Annotated in this window: 17 protein-coding genes; 8 read left to right on the top strand and 9 right to left on the bottom strand. The window is 62.1% G+C overall.

Features of this window, described 5'->3' with window-relative positions:
• Window positions 1-6: 6 nt before the first annotated feature.
• The 3 genes from HWX03_RS01450 to HWX03_RS01440 form a co-directional block, all read right to left on the bottom strand.
• Window positions 7-456 carry a DUF126 domain-containing protein gene (locus HWX03_RS01450; protein ID WP_175869996.1) on the bottom strand — a complete coding sequence of 150 codons (450 nt, stop codon included), beginning with the start codon at window positions 454-456 and terminating at the stop codon, window positions 7-9.
• The gene (locus tag HWX03_RS01445) at window positions 449-1,696 is read right to left on the bottom strand and encodes an aconitase X (RefSeq protein WP_175869995.1); all 1,248 of its coding nucleotides are present in this window, start codon (window positions 1,694-1,696) and stop codon (window positions 449-451) included. The genes HWX03_RS01450 and HWX03_RS01445 overlap by 8 nt, the downstream gene beginning before the upstream one ends.
• A 206-nt stretch (window positions 1,697-1,902) precedes the next feature.
• Entirely contained in the window at window positions 1,903-2,331 is a 429-nt protein-coding gene (locus tag HWX03_RS01440; RefSeq protein WP_175869994.1) for a MarR family winged helix-turn-helix transcriptional regulator, read from the bottom strand.
• A gap of 91 nt (window positions 2,332-2,422) precedes the next feature.
• Between HWX03_RS01440 and HWX03_RS01435 the strand changes: the two genes are divergently transcribed.
• The 5 genes from HWX03_RS01435 to HWX03_RS01415 all read left to right on the top strand — a co-directional run bounded on the left by HWX03_RS01435 (window position 2,423) and on the right by HWX03_RS01415 (window position 8,076).
• Entirely contained in the window at window positions 2,423-3,343 is a 921-nt protein-coding gene (locus HWX03_RS01435) for a LysR family transcriptional regulator (RefSeq protein ID WP_175869993.1), read from the top strand.
• A 107-nt stretch (window positions 3,344-3,450) separates the two neighbouring features.
• Complete coding sequence (locus tag HWX03_RS01430) at window positions 3,451-3,882, top strand: MarR family winged helix-turn-helix transcriptional regulator (protein ID WP_175869992.1); 432 nt, start codon at window positions 3,451-3,453, stop codon at window positions 3,880-3,882.
• A 64-nt stretch (window positions 3,883-3,946) separates the two neighbouring features.
• Complete coding sequence (locus HWX03_RS01425; RefSeq protein ID WP_175869991.1) at window positions 3,947-5,041, top strand: HlyD family secretion protein; 1,095 nt, start codon at window positions 3,947-3,949, stop codon at window positions 5,039-5,041.
• A 13-nt stretch (window positions 5,042-5,054) separates the two neighbouring features.
• Window positions 5,055-6,629 (top strand): DHA2 family efflux MFS transporter permease subunit, encoded by a 1,575-nt coding sequence (locus HWX03_RS01420; RefSeq protein ID WP_175869990.1) that lies wholly within the window; start codon window positions 5,055-5,057, stop codon window positions 6,627-6,629.
• 10 nt (window positions 6,630-6,639) lie between these two features.
• Window positions 6,640-8,076, top strand: coding sequence for an efflux transporter outer membrane subunit (locus HWX03_RS01415; RefSeq protein WP_175869989.1), 1,437 nt, complete (start codon window positions 6,640-6,642; stop codon window positions 8,074-8,076).
• Between the two features lie 47 nt (window positions 8,077-8,123).
• Here the strand turns inward: HWX03_RS01415 and HWX03_RS01410 are convergent, their stop codons facing one another.
• Window positions 8,124-8,555, bottom strand: a complete 432-nt coding sequence (locus tag HWX03_RS01410; RefSeq protein ID WP_175870496.1) for a TIGR02594 family protein — start codon at window positions 8,553-8,555, stop codon at window positions 8,124-8,126.
• A 193-nt stretch (window positions 8,556-8,748) separates the two neighbouring features.
• Between HWX03_RS01410 and HWX03_RS01405 the strand changes: the two genes are divergently transcribed.
• From HWX03_RS01405 to HWX03_RS01395, 3 genes are all read left to right on the top strand, one after another.
• Window positions 8,749-9,660 carry a LysR substrate-binding domain-containing protein gene (locus tag HWX03_RS01405; protein ID WP_175869988.1) on the top strand — a complete coding sequence of 304 codons (912 nt, stop codon included), beginning with the start codon at window positions 8,749-8,751 and terminating at the stop codon, window positions 9,658-9,660.
• Between the two features lie 132 nt (window positions 9,661-9,792).
• A complete protein-coding gene (locus HWX03_RS01400) occupies window positions 9,793-11,109 on the top strand; it encodes an MFS transporter (protein ID WP_175869987.1) in 1,317 nt (438 codons plus the stop codon).
• 13 nt (window positions 11,110-11,122) lie between these two features.
• Window positions 11,123-12,364 (top strand): amidohydrolase family protein, encoded by a 1,242-nt coding sequence (locus HWX03_RS01395; RefSeq protein ID WP_175869986.1) that lies wholly within the window; start codon window positions 11,123-11,125, stop codon window positions 12,362-12,364.
• 200 nt (window positions 12,365-12,564) lie between these two features.
• Here the strand turns inward: HWX03_RS01395 and HWX03_RS01390 are convergent, their stop codons facing one another.
• The 5 genes from HWX03_RS01390 to HWX03_RS01370 all read right to left on the bottom strand — a co-directional run bounded on the left by HWX03_RS01390 (window position 12,565) and on the right by HWX03_RS01370 (window position 21,099).
• Complete coding sequence (locus HWX03_RS01390; RefSeq protein ID WP_244132558.1) at window positions 12,565-12,918, bottom strand: hypothetical protein; 354 nt, start codon at window positions 12,916-12,918, stop codon at window positions 12,565-12,567.
• 595 nt (window positions 12,919-13,513) lie between these two features.
• Window positions 13,514-14,701 (bottom strand): MBL fold metallo-hydrolase, encoded by a 1,188-nt coding sequence (locus HWX03_RS01385; protein WP_175869985.1) that lies wholly within the window; start codon window positions 14,699-14,701, stop codon window positions 13,514-13,516.
• A 166-nt stretch (window positions 14,702-14,867) separates the two neighbouring features.
• Window positions 14,868-16,670, bottom strand: coding sequence for an ATP-dependent helicase (locus tag HWX03_RS01380; protein ID WP_175869984.1), 1,803 nt, complete (start codon window positions 16,668-16,670; stop codon window positions 14,868-14,870).
• A complete protein-coding gene (locus HWX03_RS01375) occupies window positions 16,667-18,805 on the bottom strand; it encodes an AAA family ATPase (RefSeq protein ID WP_175869983.1) in 2,139 nt (712 codons plus the stop codon). The genes HWX03_RS01380 and HWX03_RS01375 overlap by 4 nt, the downstream gene beginning before the upstream one ends.
• Window positions 18,806-19,236: 431 nt before the next feature.
• Window positions 19,237-21,099 (bottom strand): methyl-accepting chemotaxis protein, encoded by a 1,863-nt coding sequence (locus HWX03_RS01370; protein WP_175870494.1) that lies wholly within the window; start codon window positions 21,097-21,099, stop codon window positions 19,237-19,239.
• Window positions 21,100-21,213 lie beyond the last annotated feature (114 nt).

Raw genomic sequence — 21,213 nt, 5'->3', positions numbered from 1 at the left:
GACGCGTCAGCGGCCGATATGAATCCGCGCGCCGCCGTCCCCCTCGCCCGCTTCGATCCGCACGTCGCCCGTGGCGGCGACGATCGCGTCGTACACGTCATCGCTCACGCACACCACCGGCACCGCGATCGCATACAGCTCCGCGGCCACGATCGTGCCGATCGAGATGATCAGGTCGCGCTCCTTCAGTACGATCCCGACCGGCCCGGTGCCGTTGCGCACCGCTTCCGCGAGCACGCTGCTGCTCGAACTCGAACCCTTCGCGTGCGGCATCACCATCACCTTGCCGGCGAGGCTCGCGCCGGCCTGCGGATGCCCGCGATCGACGATCCTGCCCGCGCCCGAGTCGTAGCCGCCCCAGAAGCTGAGCGGCTTGTCGAGGATGAACGGACGCGCGCACGCGCTGCCCGGCACGAGCGTGTCGCCCGTCAAGAATTGGCCCGTCGCTTCAGTCATCGAATCGCACCTTGCCTTCGTACGCGGAGCGCACGCATTCGCGCATGCTGCCGTACGCGACCGTCACGGCGATGTTCGCGGGCGCATATGACGCCCATTTCCCCGAGTTGGTCATCACCAGCCCCGACAACTGCTTCATCACCGGCGTGATGTACGTGCAGGTATCGACGACGATCTGGATACCGCGCGCGGCGAATTTCTCCGCGAGACCGGCTTGCTCCAGTTCCCACAGAATGAAGCGGCTCGTGTTCACGTAGAAATCGCAGGCCGGCTTGCCGTCGAACGCGTCGAGCAACGTGTCGAGCGTGCGGAATTCGGCCAGCGAAAAATGCGGCGTGCCGAGCGCGACCGCGACGAGCGCGTCGCCGGCCGCACCGTGATTCAGCGTGCGGCGAATCTCGTCGAGATCGGCCATCGTGATATCGACCGTGCGTTGCGCCGCCCGCCCGTGCAATGCGGCGTCGAGCGTCGGCGCCTCGGGCGTCACGCCGACCGCATGGAACAGCGCGACGGCCCCGCTCGATGCGGCGGCCGCGCCGAGCGCCTTGAGTTCGTCCTCGGTGGTGTCCGCCGGCAGCCCGACGATCGCCGGCACGACCGCGCCCGCGATCTTGCCGACCGCCAAACCGAGCGCGGCGAAATAGATGTCGCGCGACGGCAGGCCGGTGAAATCCGGCGCATTGAACACGATCCGCGCGGCGCGGTTCGCATCGACATGCAGCCCCGCATACGGCGCACGCCCGGTGATCGCGGCGGCCAGGTCGAGAAAATCGCCGTAGCGGCTCGTGCGCGCGCCGAGTACCGAGTTCGCGAACACGATCGCATTCGATTCGGCCCACGCGATCTGCTCGCCCATCGCGGGACGATTCTTCAGTTGATATGGCGCGCACGTGAAGCTCGATTCGCAGCCGAGCAGCAAATGCGCGTCCATCAGGCGCTGCGCATCGCGCTGGATCGTGCGGTCGCCGTGGTACAGCTCGGGATGGATCAGGTCGAGCGACCCAACGTTCAAGGTGGTCGGCACCGCGACCTTCGCGCCCGTGTCGACGAAATAGTCGACGAAGTCGAGGCTCGTCTGGCCGTGATACAGACAGCCGTCGATATGCGCGGACGTAATGTCGATCAGGTGCGGCGCGGACATCACTTGCGCGGTGCGCGCGACGATCCGCATCGCGCGGGCGACGCCGTCGCCGAAATCCCCGCGCAACATTGCGTCGTCGCGGTCACTCAACTGCAGCATCGGTTGCTCCTCGTGACGCGTGCCGGCGGCCGCGCCGGCTCATGAATTCAGTCAGAGGACTCTACAACTGGAAATAAAAACTGTCCAGATTACCTTCAAATCGGACGTCATTAAAACCAATTTTCACGAAAGAATTCTTCGGAGGCGACCAATGGCTCGAATTTAGCACCAGTTGAGATCGCCACACCGAACCGCCCGCCCCTCGCCTAGCGTCCCGCCGTCAGGCTGAACAGCTCATCGCGCAACGCCTTCGCGCGATCACGGCCGAATTGCGTGTCGAACTCGTCCTGCGCGGCCTGCCACGCGACCTTCGCCTGTGCGAACGTGCGCTCGCCGAGCTTCGTGAGATGCAGCGCATGCGCGCGCGCATCGTGCTCGGACGCCGCCGTCGCGACGAAACCGTCTCGCTGCAACGGCTTCAGCGCACGCAGCAAGGTCGTGCGATCCATCACGAGCGTATCGGCAAGTTCGCTCATCAGCAGGCCGGGCCGGCGTTTGAGGTTCACCATGATCGAGAACTGGGCGGGCGTGACGCCGACCGGGGCCAGATGGCGTTCGTACAGTTGCGTGACGAAGCGCGCCGCCTGACGCAGCGCGAGGCAGTTGCACGCCTCGGAAATCGGAATGTCGTTCATGTTTGGCAATCTATATGTGCATATGCATAAAGTCAATGTACACTCCGCCGTAACGGGGCCGGCGGCCGGCCATCGCGTCAAGGAGACGGACATGGACTACATCGACAAGCTGCGGATCTTCCGGTCGGTGGTGGAGATGCGCAGCTTCACGCGCGCCGCCGACATGCACGGCCTCGCGCGGCCGGTCGTATCGCGCGCGGTCGCGGATCTGGAGGCGCGTTTCGGCAGCCGGCTGCTGCACCGGACCACGCGCCAGGTGTCGCTGACCGAAACGGCCGAGCGCATCTACGAGCGTTGCGCGGCCGTGCTCGACGAGCTCGACGCGCTCGAAGTGGAAGCGCAGACGCACACGCGCGAGCCCGAAGGCCTGCTGCGCCTCGTCGCGCATACGACGGCCGCGCTGAACCGGCTCGTGCCGCTGATCGCCGGCTTCAAGGCCGCGCATCCGAACGTGCGCCTCGACGTCACGCTGACCGAGCGCCCGGTCGACCTGGTCGGCGAAGGCTACGACATCGGCATCGTCGTGCCGTACATGCTGACGAGCGAATCGACCGTCGTGCGGCTGGTCGAGCGCATTCCGGTCGTGATCGTCGCGACGCCGGCGTATCTGCAGGCGCATGCGCGCCCCGAGACGCCGGCCGACCTCGCCCATCATCCGTTCGTGCCGATCTCGCCGTCGCTGCGCCGCCCGGCGCTGTCGTTCCGGGTCGACGGCAACATGCTCACCGTGCCGTTCCGTTTCGACATCTCGTCGAACAGCCCCGTGTTCAACCGAGAAATGGTGATGCACGACTTCGGCATCGGCGTCGTCCCGAAAACGCTCGTCGAGGCTCAACTCGCGTCCGGCGCGCTCGTGCAGTTGCTGGAAGGCGCCGATCTCGTCGATGCGTTCGTCGAAATCAAGCTCGCCTACGCGAACCGCGCGCTGCTGCCCGCGAAGGTAAAGGCGTTCATCGACTACACGGCCGCGTACTGCGACCGCGAAGGCTGGATCGTTCCGGCGGCGGCTTGACCCGGCGCGCGAACGCGCCCTTCCAACGCCGATTGATACAGCCACGACACCAATCTGATCCCGCCGCACCGCTCGCTTCGCGCCGCCCCGCCACCTAACATGTGCACATGCACAAGACCACGCTCACCGATGACGATTGCTTCGCGGTCCGGCAAGCCGCCCGGCGGATCTCGCAGTTCTACGAGCGTTACCTGTCGCGGGCGGGCGTGACGCCGTCGCAGTACAGCATCCTCGCGCTGCTGCGCGACCGGCCCGGCCTGACGATGGCGACGCTGTCGAACGTGCTGGTGATCGAACGCACCGCGCTGCTGCGCGCGCTCAAGCCGCTCGTCAGCGCGGCGCTGGTGACGGGGCGGATCGAGCCGCCGTGCCGCGGCCAGACGTTCGCGCTGACCGCGGACGGCGAAACGAAAGTCGCCGATGCGCACGTGCACTGGCTCGCCGCGCAGGAAGCGTTCGAGCGGCGCTTCGGGCCGACGCAGGCGGCCCGCCTGAGAGACGAATTGTTCCGGATCACGCACAACCTGCCGGAACGCTAACCCCTTCCCCGATCGACACGACGATGTCGATCGTTTTGATCAGTGCATATACATAGGTGAATCGATGGATACGACCCAAGCCGCTGCCTCGTCACGCGAAGCAGCCACAACCGAGCAGCCCGCGAAACAGCAACGCCGCGTGCCGTGGATGCGCATCGCGGTGGGCGCCGTCGTCGTCGTGGTCGCGGCCGCCGCGCTCGACTGGCTGTTCGTGCTGCGCTTCCAGGAAAGCACCGACGACGCGTATGTCGGCGGCGACGTGACGGTGCTCGCGCCGAAGGTCAACGGCTTCGTCGACAAGATTCTCGTGACCGACAACCAGCGCGTGAAAGCCGGCGACGTGCTCGTGCAGCTCGATGCGCGCGACTACGACGCGAAGCTCGCGCAGGCCGGCGCCGAGGTCGACAGCGCGCGCTCCGCCGTGACCGAACTCGAGGCGAAGCAGCAACTGCAATTCGCGGTGATCGGCCAGCACGCGGCGGACAAGAACGCGTCGTCGGCCGAACTGACGCGTGCCGCATCAGACCGCGTGCGCTACCGCGAGCTCGTGAAGTCGGACGCCGTATCGAACCAGATCGTCGAGCGCGCGGACGCCGATTATTCGAAGGCCGGCGCGGCCGTCGAACGCAGTGACGCCGCGCTGCTCGCGTCGAAGCGGCAGCTCGACGTGCTCGGCGCGCAACTCGCCGATGCGCGGGCCCGCGTGAACACCGCACTCGCCGCGCAGCGCGTCGCGGCGCTCAACGTCGAATACACGACGATCCGCTCGCCGGTCGACGGTTACGTCGGCAACCGCACGGGCCGTGTCGGGATGCTCGCGAACGTCGGCGTGCCGCTACTGACGGTCGTGCCGGCGTCCGGCCTGTGGATCGACGCGAACTTCAAGGAAGACCAGCTGCGCAAGATGCGCGCGGGCGATCGCGTCGACGTCGCGCTCGATGCGTCGAGCACGCGGCTGCACGGCCGCATCGACAGCGTCGCGCCCGCCACCGGCGCGACCTTCAGCGTGCTGCCGCCCGAGAACGCGACCGGCAACTTCACAAAGATCGTCCAGCGCGTGCCCGTGCGCGTGCATCTCGATCCGCAGCCCGGCATCGAGCACGTGCTGCGCCCCGGCCTGTCCGCGGTCGTGACCGTGCATACCGACCACAAGAACTGAGCGGGAGCCGACGATGACCACCGCGTTTTCCGGCGACCCCGCGTCGCAACCGACCAGGCAGCGCGTATTCGCGTTCGCGCTGATGTGCGTCGGCTTCTTCATGGCGACGCTCGACATCCAGATCGTCGCGTCGTCGCTGCGCGACATCGGCGGCGGGCTGTCCGCGAGCCAGGACGAACTGTCGTGGGTGCAGACCGCGTACCTGATCGCCGAGATCATCGTGATCCCGATGTCGGGCTGGCTGTCGAAGGTGATGTCGACGCGCTGGCTGTTCGTCGCATCGGCCGTCGGCTTCACGATCACCAGCATGCTGTGCGGGCTCGCGTGGGACATCAACTCGATGATCCTGTTCCGCGGCATGCAGGGCGCGCTCGGCGCCGCGATGATCCCGACCGTGTTCACCACCGCGTTCGTGCTGTTCCCCGGCAGGCAGCGGCTGATCGCGTCGACGACCATCGGCGCGCTCGCGTCGCTCGCGCCGGCGATCGGCCCCGTGATCGGCGGCTGGATCACCGACCAATGGTCGTGGCACTGGCTGTTCTACCTGAACCTCGTGCCGGGTATCGCGGTGGCCGCGCTCGTGCCGCGCTACGTGCATATCGACGCGCCCGATCTCAGCCTCATCAAGCGCGGCGACTATCTCGGCATCGTGCTGATGTCCGGCTTCCTCGGCTGCCTCGAATACGTGCTCGAAGAAGGCCCGCGCAAGAACTGGTTCGGCGATGATGCGATCGTGATCTGCGCGTGGATCTCCGGCATCTGCGGCTTCCTGTTCATCGTGCATGCGCTGACTGCGAAAGATCCGATCGTCGACCTGCGCGCGCTCGCCGTGCGCAACTTCGGGATCGGCAGCCTGCTGTCGTTCGTGACCGGCATCGGGATCTTCGTGACCGTGTTCCTGACGCCGCTGTTTCTCGCGCAGGTGCGTGCGTTCAGCTCGCTGCAGATCGGCATCGCGCTGCTGTCGGTCGGCGCGTTCCAGTTGGTCGCGCTGTGCGCGTATGCGTTCGCCGCGCGCTACGTCAGCATGCGTGCGCTGCTCGTGTTCGGGCTGATCTGCTTCGGCCTCGGCTGCTATCTGTACACGCCGATCACGCACGACTGGGGCTGGCGGGAATTGCTGCTGCCGCAGGCGCTGCGCGGCATCGGCCAGCAGTTCAGCGTGCCGCCGATCGTGACGATGGCGCTCGGCTCGCTGCCGCAGTCGCGGCTGAAATCGGCAAGCGGGTTATTCAACCTGATGCGTAACCTCGGCGGGGCGATCGGTATCGCGGTGAGCGCGACGATGCTCAACGACCGGCTGAATTTTCATTACCTGCGGCTGAACGAGCACGTGAGCGCCGGCGAACCGCAGGTCGCATCGCTGCTCGATCGCCAGGCTGCGTACTGGGGCTCGGTGGCCGGCAATACGCTGAATACCGCGCAGGCCGGGCTCGCGAACCTGCATCGGCTGATTTATCGCGAAGCGCTGACGCTCACCTATGCGGATGCGTACTACGCGCTGTCGCTGTGCTTCGTCGTCGCGCTGCTTGCCGTCGTGTTTTCCAAACCCATTACGTTGAACGCGCCGCCGCCGGACGCGCACTGAGATCATCATCATGAAAAAGCTACTCGTCGCCGTTGCCGTCAGCGTGTTCGCCGCAGGGTGTGCGGTGCAACCCGCGCAGCATCCGGCGCTGAACGAATCCGTTCAGACGCTCGCGCCCACCGCGTGGGATACCGACGTGCCGCGCGCGGACATCGACGCGGCCGCCTGGTGGGCGCAATTCCACGACCCCGTGCTCGACCGGCTGATCGCGACCGTGCTCGACGGCAACCTCGATCTGCAAGCCGCCGCCGAACGCGTGAAGCAGGCGCAAGCGCTGACCGTGCAAAAGCGCGCGGTGCTGTTGCCCGAACTCGACGCGACCGCCCATGCGGCCGACGCGCGGCAGAACACGCCGCCACCGCTCGGCTATGTGCGGCAGGCCGGCGCGGGGCTCGCGCTGAGCTGGTCGCCCGATGTGTTCGGCGGCGAGCGGCTCGATTTGCTGGCCGCTCAAGCGGAGTTGGTTGGGCAGAAGCACGCGGAAGATGCAATGCGCCTCGCGCTTGCCGCCGATGCGGCATCCGCATATGTCGATCTGCGCTGGGCGCAGCAGGAATTGAAGATCCTCCAGGACAACGCGAAGATCCGGCAGCATGCGCTCGAACTCACGCGCAAGCGTCAGGCGTTCGGGCTGTCGACGGAACTCGACGTGACGCGCGCGCAGAACCAGCTCGATGCGCTCGAAGCGCGGATTCCGCCGACGCAGGCGCAGATTTCGCATCAGTTGAATCTGATCGCCGTGTATTCGGGGAGGACGCCGGAATCGATCGATCGGCTTTTGCTGGCGCAGACGGGAGAGATTCCGGCGCCGCCGGTCGGCGCGCCGGGGACGTTGCCTTCGCAAGCGTTGTTGCGGCGGCCCGATGTGCTGACTGCCTACGCTCAAGTCGAACGGCGTGCCGCGCAAGTCGGCGTGGCGAAGGCCGAGCGGTATCCGAAGTTTTCGTTGAACCTGACGGACGGGATTCTGGCGGCTTCGTATCTCGGGTTGCCGACGTTGACCGATAACCTGTTCAGCGCGGCGCTGAGTGCGACGAGCCCGATCTTCAACGCGGGGCGCATTACCGCCGATATCTCGCAGAGCGAAAGCCGGATGCGCGAATCCGAACTCGGGTTACGGCAGACGATGCTGCAAGCGCTGCGGGAAGTCGAGGATGCGCGCGCGAATCTCGTCAGTTCCGATGAGGCGACGCGGCGGCTGGGTAGCGCGCTTTCCGCTTCGGACAAGGCGCTTGGGTTGGCGAATCAACTTTATAAGGGCGGCGCGACGGATTTTCTGGATGTGCTGTCGGCGCAGGAGGTTTATCTGCGCGATTCGGATTCGCTCAATCAGGTCAAGCGCGAGCACGCGCTGGCGGCGGTGGCGTTGTATCGGTCGCTTGGGGGTGGGTGGAGCAGGAATGACGCGGCGGGTGGGACGGAGGTGGAGGCCGTCGCGAAGAATTGAAGCCGATGCCTGATACGGATGCGGACCGCGTCGACGGCCCCGCACCGTTACGCAAGCTCGGCGCCGTGGTTATCCAACATCGGCCAACGGTAGCCGATCACTTCGTTCAACGGATACGCGAGTTCGCGCACTTCTTCCAATTGATTACCGCCGAACAGGTGGACATATTCGGCATCGTGACGCAGGTAGAAACCGACGTGCCCTTTCCAGCTCGTCGGATCATCACGCGTCAGAATCGCGATGCAGCCGTAGACCGGACGCTCCAGCGGTTTGCCCCATTCGAGCCACGAGCGTGCGAGCGCAGACCCTGTGCCGCGGAATCCGGCGTGCGCCATGCACCAGTTCACGAACGACGAGCACCAGGAAATCTTGTCGTCGTAGCCAACCAGGTTCGTCTGGTTGTTGTACTCGACGATGCGCGGGTTGATGCTGCCCGGCGGGTGGCGGCGGATGCCGAGTTCGGCCAGCGCGACGGGCATCCAGGGTGGGTGGACAGCTTTCACTTTGCTCTCAGGGTTTGATAGGGTCACGTCGTTCTCGGTACGTGTCGGTGTTGTTTCGCTCAATCTTCGCACGATTGAATATGGCGAATCCACAGCTGCCTTCACAGATTACGATTTCCGTCGACTCCACCCGTATCATGGAGGCAGCGCCCTCGAATCCCTGCCCGCCATGCGCATCACGCCTCTCCCGCCTCTTCAGTGCCTCATCGCGTTCGAAGCCGCCGTGCGGCATGCGAGTTTCACGAAAGCCGCCGCCGAACTGCACCTGACCCAAAGCGCGATCAGCCGCCAGATCCAGCAGCTCGAGGAATTCCTCGGCCGCTCGCTGTTCGTTCGCGAACACCGTTCGCTGCGGCTGACAATCGCCGGCGAGCAATACGCGGCACAAGTCCACCATCTGCTCACGCAATGCGCGGAAGCCACGCACGACGTAATGAAACCGTACGGCGATCTCGAACTGACGATCGCGTGCTCGTCCGGCGTCGCGCTGCTGTGGCTCACACCGCGGCTACCGACCTTTCGCGCCACGTATCCCAACATCAAGCTGCGCCTGATCGTGCGCGACGGCCTTGCATCGATGTCGCCCGCGGAATTCGACGTCGGCGTCTACTACGTGCGCCAGCAGGCGCCGGCCGAATACACCGCACGCCGGCTGTTCGACGAAGAAGTGTTCCCGGTCTGCGCGCCCGGCTATCTGGCCGGCCGCACGCTCGACGCGGCCGATCTCGCGAACGAAACGCTGCTGCGCCTCGAAGACGGCCAGCGCCAATGGATGTCGTGGTCCGAATGGTTCGACATGAACGACGTCGACCGGCAGAAGGCGCAGCCGCAGGACATCACGATCAACTCCTATCCGCAGATCGTGCAGATGACGATTCTCGGTCAGGGCGTGTCGCTGGGCTGGCGTTACATGATCGACGCATGCATCGAAGCCGGCCTGCTCGTGCGCGTGACGGAAGCGTCCGCGAGCCACGGCGGCGGCTATTACGTGATCTCGCCGAACGACCGCGTGCAGAACCAGGCCGCCCGCCTGTTCACGCGCTGGCTGTTCGAACAGGCGGAGCAACAGACCGGGGCCTGAATGCCCCGCGCGCGACGCATGCGTGCAGCGCATGCAGGCATGCGAATCTTTCGTTTCAGAAAAAAATCCGGCTGTCCTTAGCATGGGATTCACGCGGGGCAGCCGTCCCGTCTTCTGACAGAGGAAGAGACCATGCAAGGAACGCTTTCCCCACGCGCCGCGCCTTCCGTCGATGCGGCGGTGCGACAGCGCCGCCGTGCCATCGTCGCGACCGTGATCGGCAACGGTCTCGAATGGTTCGACTTCACCGTCTACAGCTTCTTCGCGGTGATCATCGCGAAGCTGTTCTTCCCGACCGGCAACGAACTCACGTCCGTGCTGCTCACCGTCGCGACGTTCGGCGTGGGCTTCTTCATGCGGCCGGTGGGCGGCATCGTGCTCGGCGTCTATGCCGACAAGGTCGGACGCAAGGCCGCGCTGTCGCTCACGATCCTGCTGATGGCGGCCGGCACCGCGCTGATCGGGATCGCGCCGACCTACGAACAGGCCGGCATCGCCGCGCCGCTGATGATCGTCGTCGCGCGGCTGCTGCAAGGCTTCTCGGCCGGCGGCGAGATGGGCGGCGCCACCGCGTTCCTCACCGAATACGCGCCGCCGGAGAAGCGCGCGTATTACTCGAGCTGGATCCAGTCGAGCATCGGCTTCGCGGTGCTGCTCGGTGCGGCGACCGGCACGTTCGTCACGACGTCGCTCGACACGCAGGCGCTGCATAGCTGGGGCTGGCGGCTGCCGTTCCTGCTCGGGATCATCGTCGGGCCGGTCGGTTACTTCATTCGCAGCCATATCGACGAGACGCCCGCGTTCACCGCCGTCGAATCGCAGGCGAAGGAAAGCTCGCCGCTGAAGGAAGTGCTGCACACCTACCCGCGCGAGACGTTCGCGAGTTTCTCGATGGTCATCCTGTGGACCGTCTGCACCTACGTGCTGCTGTTCTACATGCCGACCTATTCCGTGCGCACGCTGCATCTGCCGCAATCGACCGGCTTCACGGCCGGCATGGTCGGCGGGCTGATGATCATGTGCTGCTCGCCGATCGTCGGGCGACTCGCCGACGCGTGGGGACGGCGCGTGTTCCTGTCCGGCTCGGCGCTCGCGATCCTCGTGCTGGCGTGGCCGATGTTCTCGTGGATCAACCATGCGCCCGGGTTCGCGTCGCTGATCGTGTTCCAGGCCGTGTTCGGCGTGCTGATCGCGACCTATACGGGGCCGATCCTCGCGGCGTTCGCGGAGCTGTTTCCGACCAAGGTGCTGTCGACCGGGTTATCCGTTGCGTACAACTTCGCGGTGACGATCTTCGGCGGGTTCGCGCCGTTCCTGATCACGTGGCTCATCGCCCGCACCGGCAGCAACATGGCGCCTGCGTTCTACGTGATGCTCGCGGCGGCCGTCAGTTTCGTCGGCACGCGCTTCGTGAAGGATGCGAAGCGTGCGGCCGCAACGACTCGATAAGGACTTTTCCCTCATGACCATTACCGTGCTTCAAGGCGGCAACGTGCTCGACCTCGAACGAGGCGTGTTGCTCGAACATCATCATGTCGTGATCGAAGGCGAGCGGATCGTCGAAGTCACCGATCGGCCAGTGGATTTGCCGAATGCGCAGGTGATCGACGCGCGCGGCAAGACCGTGATGCCGGGGTTCATCGATTGCCATGTGCATGTGCTGGCGTCGAATGCGAACCTGGGCGCGAATGCGACGCAGCCGAATATTCTCGCGGCGATTCGGTCGCTGCCGATTCTCGATGCGATGTTGTCGCGTGGGTTTACCAGTGTGCGGGATGCGGGGGGCGCGGATTGGAGCCTGATGCAGGCGGTCGAGACGGGGCTGATTCCGGGGCCGCGGATTTTTCCGTCGGGGAAAGCGTTGTCGCAGACCGGCGGGCATGGGGATTTCCGGCCGCGCGGCGATGTGCTGGAGCCCTGCTCCTGCTGTTTCAGGACGGGGGCGATTGCGCGAGTCGTCGATGGCGTCGAAGGGGTGCGGCTCGCCGTGCGTGAGGAGATTCAGAAAGGCGCGACGCAAATCAAGATCATGGCGTCAGGCGGCGTGGCTTCGCCGACCGATCCGATTGCGAACACGCAGTATTCGGAGGACGAGATTCGGGCGATCGTCGACGAAGCCGAGGCCGCGAATACGTATGTGATGGCGCATGCGTATACCGGGCGGGCGATTGCGCGGGCCGTGCGATGCGGCGTGCGGACGATCGAGCACGGGAATCTCGTGGATGAAGCGGCTGCCACGCTCATGCATGAGCGGGGGGCGTTCGTGGTGCCGACGCTGGTGACTTATGACGCGCTGGCGAAACATGGGGCGGCGTTCGGGATGCCGGTGGACTCCATCGCGAAGGTGGCTTCCGTGCAGCAGAAAGGACGCGAGTCGCTGGATATCTATGCGAAGGCCGGTGTGAAGATGGGGTTCGGGTCGGACCTGCTCGGCGAGATGCATGCGTTTCAGTCCGATGAGTTCCGGATTCGGGCGGAGGTGCTTGGGAATTTGGAGGCGCTGAGGTCGGCGACGACGGTGGCGGCGGAGATCGTCAATATGACGGGGCAGCTTGGGGTGGTTGCGGTGGGGGCGATTGCGGACCTCGTCGTGCTGGACGGCAATCCGCTCGAGGATATCGGAGTCGTGGCCGATGAAGGCGCGAAGGTCGAGTATGTGTTGCAGCGGGGGACGGTTGTGAAGCGGCGGGCTGGCGGGCGTTGATGTGAAGCCATTCGGCTATTTCGGCAGGCGCGTTGCGGCATCACGGGCCTTGTGGTCGTGACAGTTGTTGAAGGTCGCTGGGGGTGTGAGTCGCGGCGTTCGCGGCAATGGCCGGGGCGGTGTCGCCCCGGCGGTCAATCGCATTCGGGAAACGCCTGCGTTCCACTCGCTAGAGCCGCATCAAGCGGCCCTTGCAGACGTTATAGCGGCGGCGGTACCCAATCAGGATCGTGGTACGGCTGCTCTCGCAGCGCCAACTGGCCGTAGTCCGGCGTGATCGTGATCGTCCGGTTGACGTCGCAGACTCTCAGGTACACGCGGTCGCCCGGCTTGAAGCCGAAGATCTTGAAATTGATATCGATCGCCTTCATCCACGGCAGGTACGGCCAGCCACGCTTGGGAAGGTCCGGGTAGTTGCGCAGGACCAGCTCAAACGTCTTTTGCATGTTGACGGGTTTGTTCTTTCTACGACGTGGCTTAGTATTGGCGTCAGCCATTTCCGACTCCTTGTCCGAGTTGGTGGTGGTCAGCGGGTCGTATGGGTTGCCGCCCATGCGGCCCGCGCTTCTTTGATGCCTTGGGTTTTCCTACTTTCTCCCCTTCGCTGTGTCTTGTTGGACAAGACTTTTTCGACCATCGGTGCGGTGGGGATTGCGGCCAACTTCCGATGGCGAGAAGCAAGGCTTCATAACCAGTGTAGTCGGGCTGGCATCTCAGAATTAGGGAATTGAGGGGGATTGGCCGTTAGGTATAGGGCGTGCGCAACACAAGACGGATGCTGCGAATTCGTCAGGTTACGTTCCTGGATGTTCGTCGAATCGCTAAAACCGAACGGAGCAGATGCGGTTGACCGTTACCGCCCCTTCTCGGTCGCTCGACGCTGTCCCGGTCTTACGTCTGCTCCCGAACTACAGCGGTCATCCGGACGCTGGCTTAGCCGTCGGATACTCCGCCGTTGCGCGCATTGGTCTAGCAGGACAAGCCTTCTCTTTTGCTGACCTCGCCTCCTCAGCGAATTTACGGCGAAGGTTCCTTCAGCCGTTTCAGGCTAGCAATGTGTCGTGGGTAGATTCAAATACCATTGCTCGGAATCGGCATTGCTCGGTTCGTTGCGCAATCCCTTAGGCCGAGCGTGCTGTCCATAGCGATCTAACAGAGGCAATCGTGCGATCTTACGGTCAGCCACGCCTGTGGGTCAGCAAATTCTTCGCATTTGTCCGTAATGCACACGGCCTGAAGTGGAAGGCCGTTGTGTGGGCAATGCGTGCAAGTCCTGATAGCGCCAGGGATCGCTCGATACGCGGATTGGGGATGATGGGGCTTGCCTCCGGCACGTATCCAGAAGGAGACACTGCCGAATCCAGCGATATGATCGTATGCCACTGCATTGGAATCGGCTCCGTGATGCGGCGCGGTCGCGATCAAAGGCCCGTGTGTCCTCTTGCCGGAAAAAAATGAATTCGCATAGAGGGGGCCGTCACCCAGAGGCGAATCGCCACAGAACATGATGTCGACGTGCGCGTCATTGCCTGAAGAAAGAAAGACGAGGCTTTCCCGATTGGCACGGGAGAGTACGATGAAGCGGCGGAATGCCAACCCCAACAGTGTCGGTGGCTCCCGTAACTCCTTTGCATTGACAGGCGTGAGGAAGTCCTCACCGCCCGTCGCTATACGATCCTTAGAATAGGCGAGGTAATCGAACCACCGTACTGGGACGCCTTTGTCGTTCGCCGACAATGCAATTTTCCTGATTCGCTCGGCCGTGTCGATAAGATCCATTGCGCGCCGCGTGATTCCTGGGGCTTTGCCCGCCTTCCTGATTGACTGCTTCGCCTTGGCGGCTGACGTCGTCTTCGTGTCCGGCTTCGCAGGCCGCAACTGAAGCGTGCGTCCTGTTCCGCCTGGATCGCCTTCCTCGGAGACGAACACGTCGGAAGTCAACTTGGCAAGTTCGCGGTCGATCTTCTCGTTTTCTTCGGCAGACAGGGTTTCAATGCGTTCGCCATCAACGTCTTTGATCTCTTTCACCAACTCCTTGTAGAAGAGTTCAGTTTCCTCGACGAGCTCTTTAACGCTTTCTTTCCATGAGCCAGGCAGCCAAAACTCTGATGCCGTTATTCCTGGTTGATCGAGCAGGTTCGTCAACCCACCTGCATGGTCGTTATCACTATGTGTGCACACCACAACGTCTAGGTGGACGTTCGGCTTGCCGAGCTGTTTCTTCAGAACTAGCGCAAGAGCGGCGCCAGTGTAACCACCATCGACGAGAACGCGCTTTCCAACGTACTCCAACAGATAAGATTCACCTTTAATAGGCAACGCTGTAATTCGTTTCATTTTTTGGGTACGAATCTAGTGACTGACGGATGGATCGACACATAACAGCTCCGACGTTGTGTCGAGCTCTTCAATACGCTCGGCGATGCCCCGAATACACACGATACTGCACGAACTCTGTTGCCAGAGAACGTGTTTCTAACGTCAACCCTCGTCAAGGCATTGGCTACACGACGTCATAATCGAACGCGCATGCGGCAAGCGTGTCCGTTGCTGCGTACGGGCCTCGCCCTCCCCCTCTCATGCGTTGCCGCTCTGAGATCAAATAAAGATGTTTGCGTGCCCGCGAACCAATAACGTAAAGCAACTTTTTGGCGCTGTTGACACCCCCATCTGCCTCTGCTTCTTCGCTAAAATGCGGAACCATTCCCTGCAGTAGGCCAAACGCTATCACGACGTCGAACTCCGCACCCTTGACGCCATGGATGGTGTTGACGGTGATGCCGCTTCGGTGTTGGAACACTTTACGGAAGAAGTCAATTCCGCCGATGTACGCGGCACCCTCCCTACGTAGCCTGTCAATCTTCGCGGCCGAACTATCAAAGAAGGCTTGATAATGCTCCGAGAGCAGAGGGTGCGATTGCCAGTCAACTCCGAGGCAATCCATCAATGAGGCAAAGTACTCCGCGAGATATCGAAGCCCATCAGGCTGATTCAGCCGAATAGAATTACTCTCCCGAAGAAGCCGCTTAACGGACAGCTCCCGAGTGTCGATGCCTTCATTGCCTAGGTCTCTGATTACCTCCGCCGCCCAACGCAGCCGCCGCACATGCTGCGCAGGGGACGCCTCCGTCAGTGCGATCCGCGACAACCGATACCAGAAGTTCTCCTGGTCGCGGCTGAAGGGAACCATGCCTGGGCCATCGAACTGGTACTCTGGCAAAGCGCCTGCAAGTCGACGTGTCACTCCCGCCAACAGAATCCACCACGGCGCCAGAACACAGATCTGATCCGCGGCAAAACCTTGGGCGGTGCTGAGCCTGATCAGTCTCACAAGCTCAGCCTCCAGTTGGTCTCGCTCCAGATTGATGTTGTAGCTGATGCTGCTGGGGAACGCTCGGTCGGACGCGGCTCCGCGAATGTCGGTCGCCTGAACGGTGAAGTTCGAGAAGTACCTGATCAGCCGATCGGTGGACCGATAATTTTCAGACAGTGCGCGCTCCTCCAGCCGAACACCACAGAGCTGCCGAAGTTCGGCAACCGGCATTGCGAAGCCACCAAGCGAGCCAAAGATCGCTTGGTTGGGATCGCCGACAACAAACAGTTTTGTTCGCTCTGCTCCAGCCCTCACGATGGCGGCAACGACCTCGTATTGAATCCTCTTCGTGTCCTGGTATTCGTCAACCAGCATCCACGGGAAGATGTTAGCCAGGACCCTAGCGATCTGTGGTTGACTTTGGATCAGGCGCGACGCATAGAAGAGGATCTGCTCAAAGTCAATTTGCCTGTTATCCGCGAGATGGCGGAAATACAGTGCAAAAATGGCATGAAGACGTTCGTGTTTGCCTTGATCCCTGCACGCCAGAACGTACCCCTGATCGGTGAAATAGTATTCGCAGTCCCAGTAGGCGATTCCTCGCTGCGTCCGGCACAGCTCTCCAAGTAGATTCTCTTGCTCATGGCTGTCCATGATCCGGAAGCCATGTGCTAACGCAGGTTCGTAGATGCCGTAGGGCTTCAGAATCCATTCCAGGCAGAAAGAGTGAATCGTTCCTATCCATAGCTGCGAGGTATCGACGCCAAGCCCTTCAATACGCTCATGAATTTCGTCGGCCGCTCGGTGCGTATAGGTGAGAGCGGCGATGAACTGCCGCTTGCTCTGCAGGCGTGATAGCTCATAGGCGATCTTGTAGGTGAGTGTTCTAGTCTTTCCGCTGCCCGGGCAGGCAACCAGAACCACGCTGTTCTCTTCGCGTACTGCCTCCGACTGTTCATCGTTCAGCTCGGTCCGAGTCCAGGTGAACGTCACGGCAGATCTCCAAGGAATGCAAGGATCTGATCGCCGGGGAGCCCTACAGCTGCCTCCGCCCTGATGGTGTTAAAGTCAATTCGGCCTGCGCGATACTCAAGCAGACGTTCCCAATAGTGCAGTGCTGGCGGTGTGGCGGCTCCGCCCGGATAGTTAACAGTAACTCTGTGCTTCAGTATGTTGAAGATCAGCTCGGTCGAGAACGTGCCATGCGCGAAGATGATCGCCTGCCGGATGTAGGGTGGGATGACGGTCCTGTGATCTATCCGCTTGCCTAGAAGAATGGCGAACCAACCCTTGCCTTCATAGTTGGCCATGGTGAGCACTCGCCTCCCGAACTGAGCCGGATCACCCGAGGTCAACTCGGCTATCGACTGAGCGCGCGTTGCGGGCTGCGTATAGACATCGTTGACTGATGCAACCACCGTCCCCACGTTGCCGCATGACACGAAGTCAACTTCGAACGTATTGGCGGCGTAGAAGGGCCGAACCCATGCATTGCCAGCGACCTGCGCATCGAGTGCGACTTTGCGAGCCGCTCCGGCCGTTTGGGATCCGAGCAGTTTGCTCTTGAATTTCAATGTCTCAGGATCGTCGCCCGGTACGGGGTGCGGGTTCATAAATGCCGCGTCCAGGTCCGTGATGATCGAGCAACGTCGGCGAACTCTAGTCTGGTGGAACAGCACCGATACATTGGCGAAGCCAGTGCTGCCGATATTGACCAGACTGACTCCAAGTTCGTCAAGGCTTACGCCAAGAACCCTCTTCACCATCAATGGGATGAGGATTTCTTCGGCGTCACCCTCCACCAGGAGCACGCTCTTTGCGAAGAGCAAGTTACTGCGAACGGCATCGAGGTAGCGCTGGAGGTTGCCCACCTGTTCAAGGGCAAGCCCTGTCGACGGCTGGAACGCCTCACAAGCAGTCCCGTTGCGCCCCAAGATGTTGACGCTCTGGATGTTGCTCACCTCTGAAATGTGCGTCGAGTGCGTCGAGTAGATAATCTGCGCCCCCGCGTATCCGATTCGATCGAACAACGTCTTCTGGACGTGCGTGTGTAGGTGCGCCTCTGGCTCCTCGATAAGCAGGAAGTTCGCAAGCGCCTGACGTTCGTGTTGGTACTTGAACTCCAGAAGCTTCAGCGTCAGGAAAATCAGATTGGCGCCCCCAAGGCTGAGCTCCTGGATACTACCCTCATGGGTCGCATCGAACTCACCGACGAAAAGCTTGAGTGATTGGAACAGCAAATCCGCTTCATCCGGAAGATCAGATTTGATTGCTAGCAAGGAAGGAGAGTAGGTCTGGCCGGCAGCTCCATGGATCGTATCCACGATGTCGGAGCGAACAATTTGCACATCGTTCAGATTCTCAATTTCTCTATTCAGTTGCCGGGCGTGCTCTACGATTGGTTGAAACTGCAAAGGGTCAATCTGTCCGCTCTTGCTCTTCAGCAATGTGAGAAGAGGGTTAGTCCGGTTGTTGTGGAACTCAGATACCACATCGCGCAGTGCTTGAATGAAGGTGAATGACACCTCCTTAGTGACTGACAGCGTACCCGGAATTCGAGCACCCAGTTCCGGAAACTCGACTTCATCGCTAAATACAGCGCTGCTAAAGTCTCCTACGATGCGCCGATAAACTGCCGGATCGGCGAAATCAGCAACACTCCGCCCCGTAAATAGAGTTTCGTAGTCGTCGATCGTTACCTGATCAAGAATCGCGTTCATCCCCGCTACATCAAAGTCCGCGAGCGCTGCCAGATTCATTCTGGTCTGTTTATTGGGACGGAATATCAGGTTGTAAGTTGCTAGCCCTACGGCCCCACCAGCCTGCCCAACTCCCGTGCCATGTACGAAGAGCGCTTGAATCGACTCATCTGCACTGATCTCCTCGAACTCGACGCTGATGATGATCCAGTGGCCGCGCCAGGAACCAAGCCCCCGATAGAAGTCCAACTCATCGAGCCTGTATGACGCCCGAACCATGTTGTCGTCCAACATGAGTCTGATTGCTCTTAGTACGTTGGACTTCCCCGCGCCATTTTCTCCAATGACCGTATTAACACCCTTGCTAAATCTCAGTGTGGCGTTAGCGAAATTTCGATAGTTTATGAGCGTTAGCTTTGAAATGTGCACGCTTCCCCCGTAACCTAATATCGCGCAAGTTCACAAGTTATCACAAGCCCCGCAGGAACGCGCACCGAAGCTAGCAAGAACAGGGGCGGCAACTGCTCATCTGCATAAAGAGTAGCTGCCGGTACAGCCAACCGCGCAAGGGAGCCCTTCATCCGTGCCATCACTGGGACGTCCCGATGTGAGCGCAGATGCTATGGCGTTAGTTTGAGTGGCGCTTGTGGGACGCGAATTCAACCCGTCGCCCCAACAACCTTCGCCCTCACCGCAGCAATGACGGCGACAAGCACCGCCGCCCCAAGCCATTCAATCTGGAAATGCGTTTCATTTCTATAAACCCCGCCAAATCCGGCGCCAATAAGCAAAAGCGGCTACCGTAACCCCACGGCAGCCGCCCTCAGAAACACCCCGAATTCCAAATCAAAAATCAGCCTCTACTCATCCACCTTAAAAGCCGAAACCAGCTTGGTCAATTCCGCCGCCTGCTGCTTCAAACTCTCCGCCGCAGCCGCGCTTTCCTCGACCAAAGCCGCATTCTGCTGCGTCATCTGATCGAGCGACTGCACCGCATCCCCGATCTGATCGATCCCGGCACTCTGCTCCAGGCTAGCCTCGGCAATTTCGCTCATCATCGCGCTAACGCCCTGAACCTGCGAGACAACATCACTCATCACCTTCCCCGCCTCACTAACGAGCCGCGACCCGGCACCCACCGTCCCCGCGCTGTGCTCGATCAGCGATTTAATCTCCTTCGCCGCCTGCGCACTACGCTGCGCCAGGTTCCGCACCTCCGAAGCGACAACGGCAAACCCGCGCCCCTGCTCCCCCGCCCGCGCCGCCTCCACCGCAGCATTCAGCGCCAGAATATTCGTCTGAAACGAAATACTGTCGATCATCACGATGATCTCGGAGATCCGTTGCGAAGCGTTACTGATCTGCTCCATCGTCGTCACGACCTCCCCCACCACCTGCCCGCCACGTGCCGCCGTATCCGCCGCGCCGTTGATCATCTTCGCGGCCGTCGTCGCCGTCTCGGTGTTGTTGCGCACCACGGCCGTGATCTCTTCCATCGACGAAGCCGTTCGCTCCAGGTTGCTCGACTGCCCTTCGGTGCGCTCGCTGAGATCCGCATTCCCCGAAGCAATCTGCGCCGACCCGGTCGCGATCGACGCCGAAGCCGCACGAATCCGATGAACCAGCGTCGACAGCGACGACACGAACCGGTTGAACGCATCCGACAACTGCCCGATCTCGTCCTCGCTCTCGACCGTCATGCGGCGCGTCAAATCGCCATGGCCGCTGGCGATCTCCGACAGCAGCGTCGCCGCACGCCGAATCGGCGCGGCAATCGCGCGGCCCACCAGCCAGATCACGAACAGCGCAACCCCAAGCCCCACCACCGCCGCGACGAGCGCCGCGCTGCGGATCGCGCGCGTCACCGGCCCGAGCAGTTCGGCCTGCGGCACCTGGACGACCACATACGCATTCAGCTCCGGAATGAACGACGTCGCGATGAAGCGCGCGCCGCCATCACCTTCGTAGCTCAGGTACGCATACGGCTTGCCGGCGAGCAGCGTCGACGACGCATCGCCCGGCAGGCCCGGTTCATCCTTCAGGAAATGCTTGCCGTCGATCAGCGACGTATCGCGATGCATCATGATCGCGCCGTCGGGGCGCACGAGATACGCGAACCCGCTCTCACCGATCCGGTAAGCCGAGATGCCCTTCGCGAGCGCATCGACGGACAGGCTCATGCTCGCCGCGCCGATCGGCACGCCGTCGAGTTCCACGCGGCTGTTGATGAACATCATGTAGCCGCCGACGGTCACCTCGCGATCCATGTTCACGTCGAACGCCTTGCCGGACGACAGGAAGCTGGTCAGCCACTGATCCTTGTCGGTTACCTTCCGCTGCAGGCCGGCTTCGTTGTAGTAGTTGCCGCTCTTCACCGACACCCACTGCACGGACGCGGCCTTCTGCTCGTCCTTCACGTTCTTCGCAAGCTGAATCCAGTTGCGCGTGCCGGCATCGGGTTCGCCGTCGGCTTCCCATTGCAGCAGGAACGCATCGCGCGCCAGAATGCGCGACGCGGCGATCGGGCCGGCCATCTGGCGCTGCACGTCGGCGCGGATGCCGTTCACGGCGGTCGGCAGCTCTTCGCGGACGACGCGCTCCCGCACCGCATTGCCGATCAGACGGATGCTGAGCCCGCTCGAAATCGCGACGAACACGAGCAGGCAACTCGTCATGCTGAGAATCAGCTTGTTCTGAATGGAAAGCTTGCGCCAGAAATGCATGGGGAACCCTCGATAACCGCTCGGTCTGAGCCAGATTGGGTTATCGGCATGCACGCGCAGAACCGCATCGCTGATTTCAGATGTTCGTCATGCGAGATTCGATATATGTCAGCC

The sequence above is a fragment of the Burkholderia sp. BCC0397 genome (assembly GCF_902832865.1).
In the GTDB taxonomy this organism is placed as follows: Bacteria; Pseudomonadota; Gammaproteobacteria; order Burkholderiales; family Burkholderiaceae; genus Burkholderia.
The sequence above is the reverse complement of the archived record's forward strand: the minus strand, read 5'-3'. Positions and strand labels throughout refer to the sequence as shown.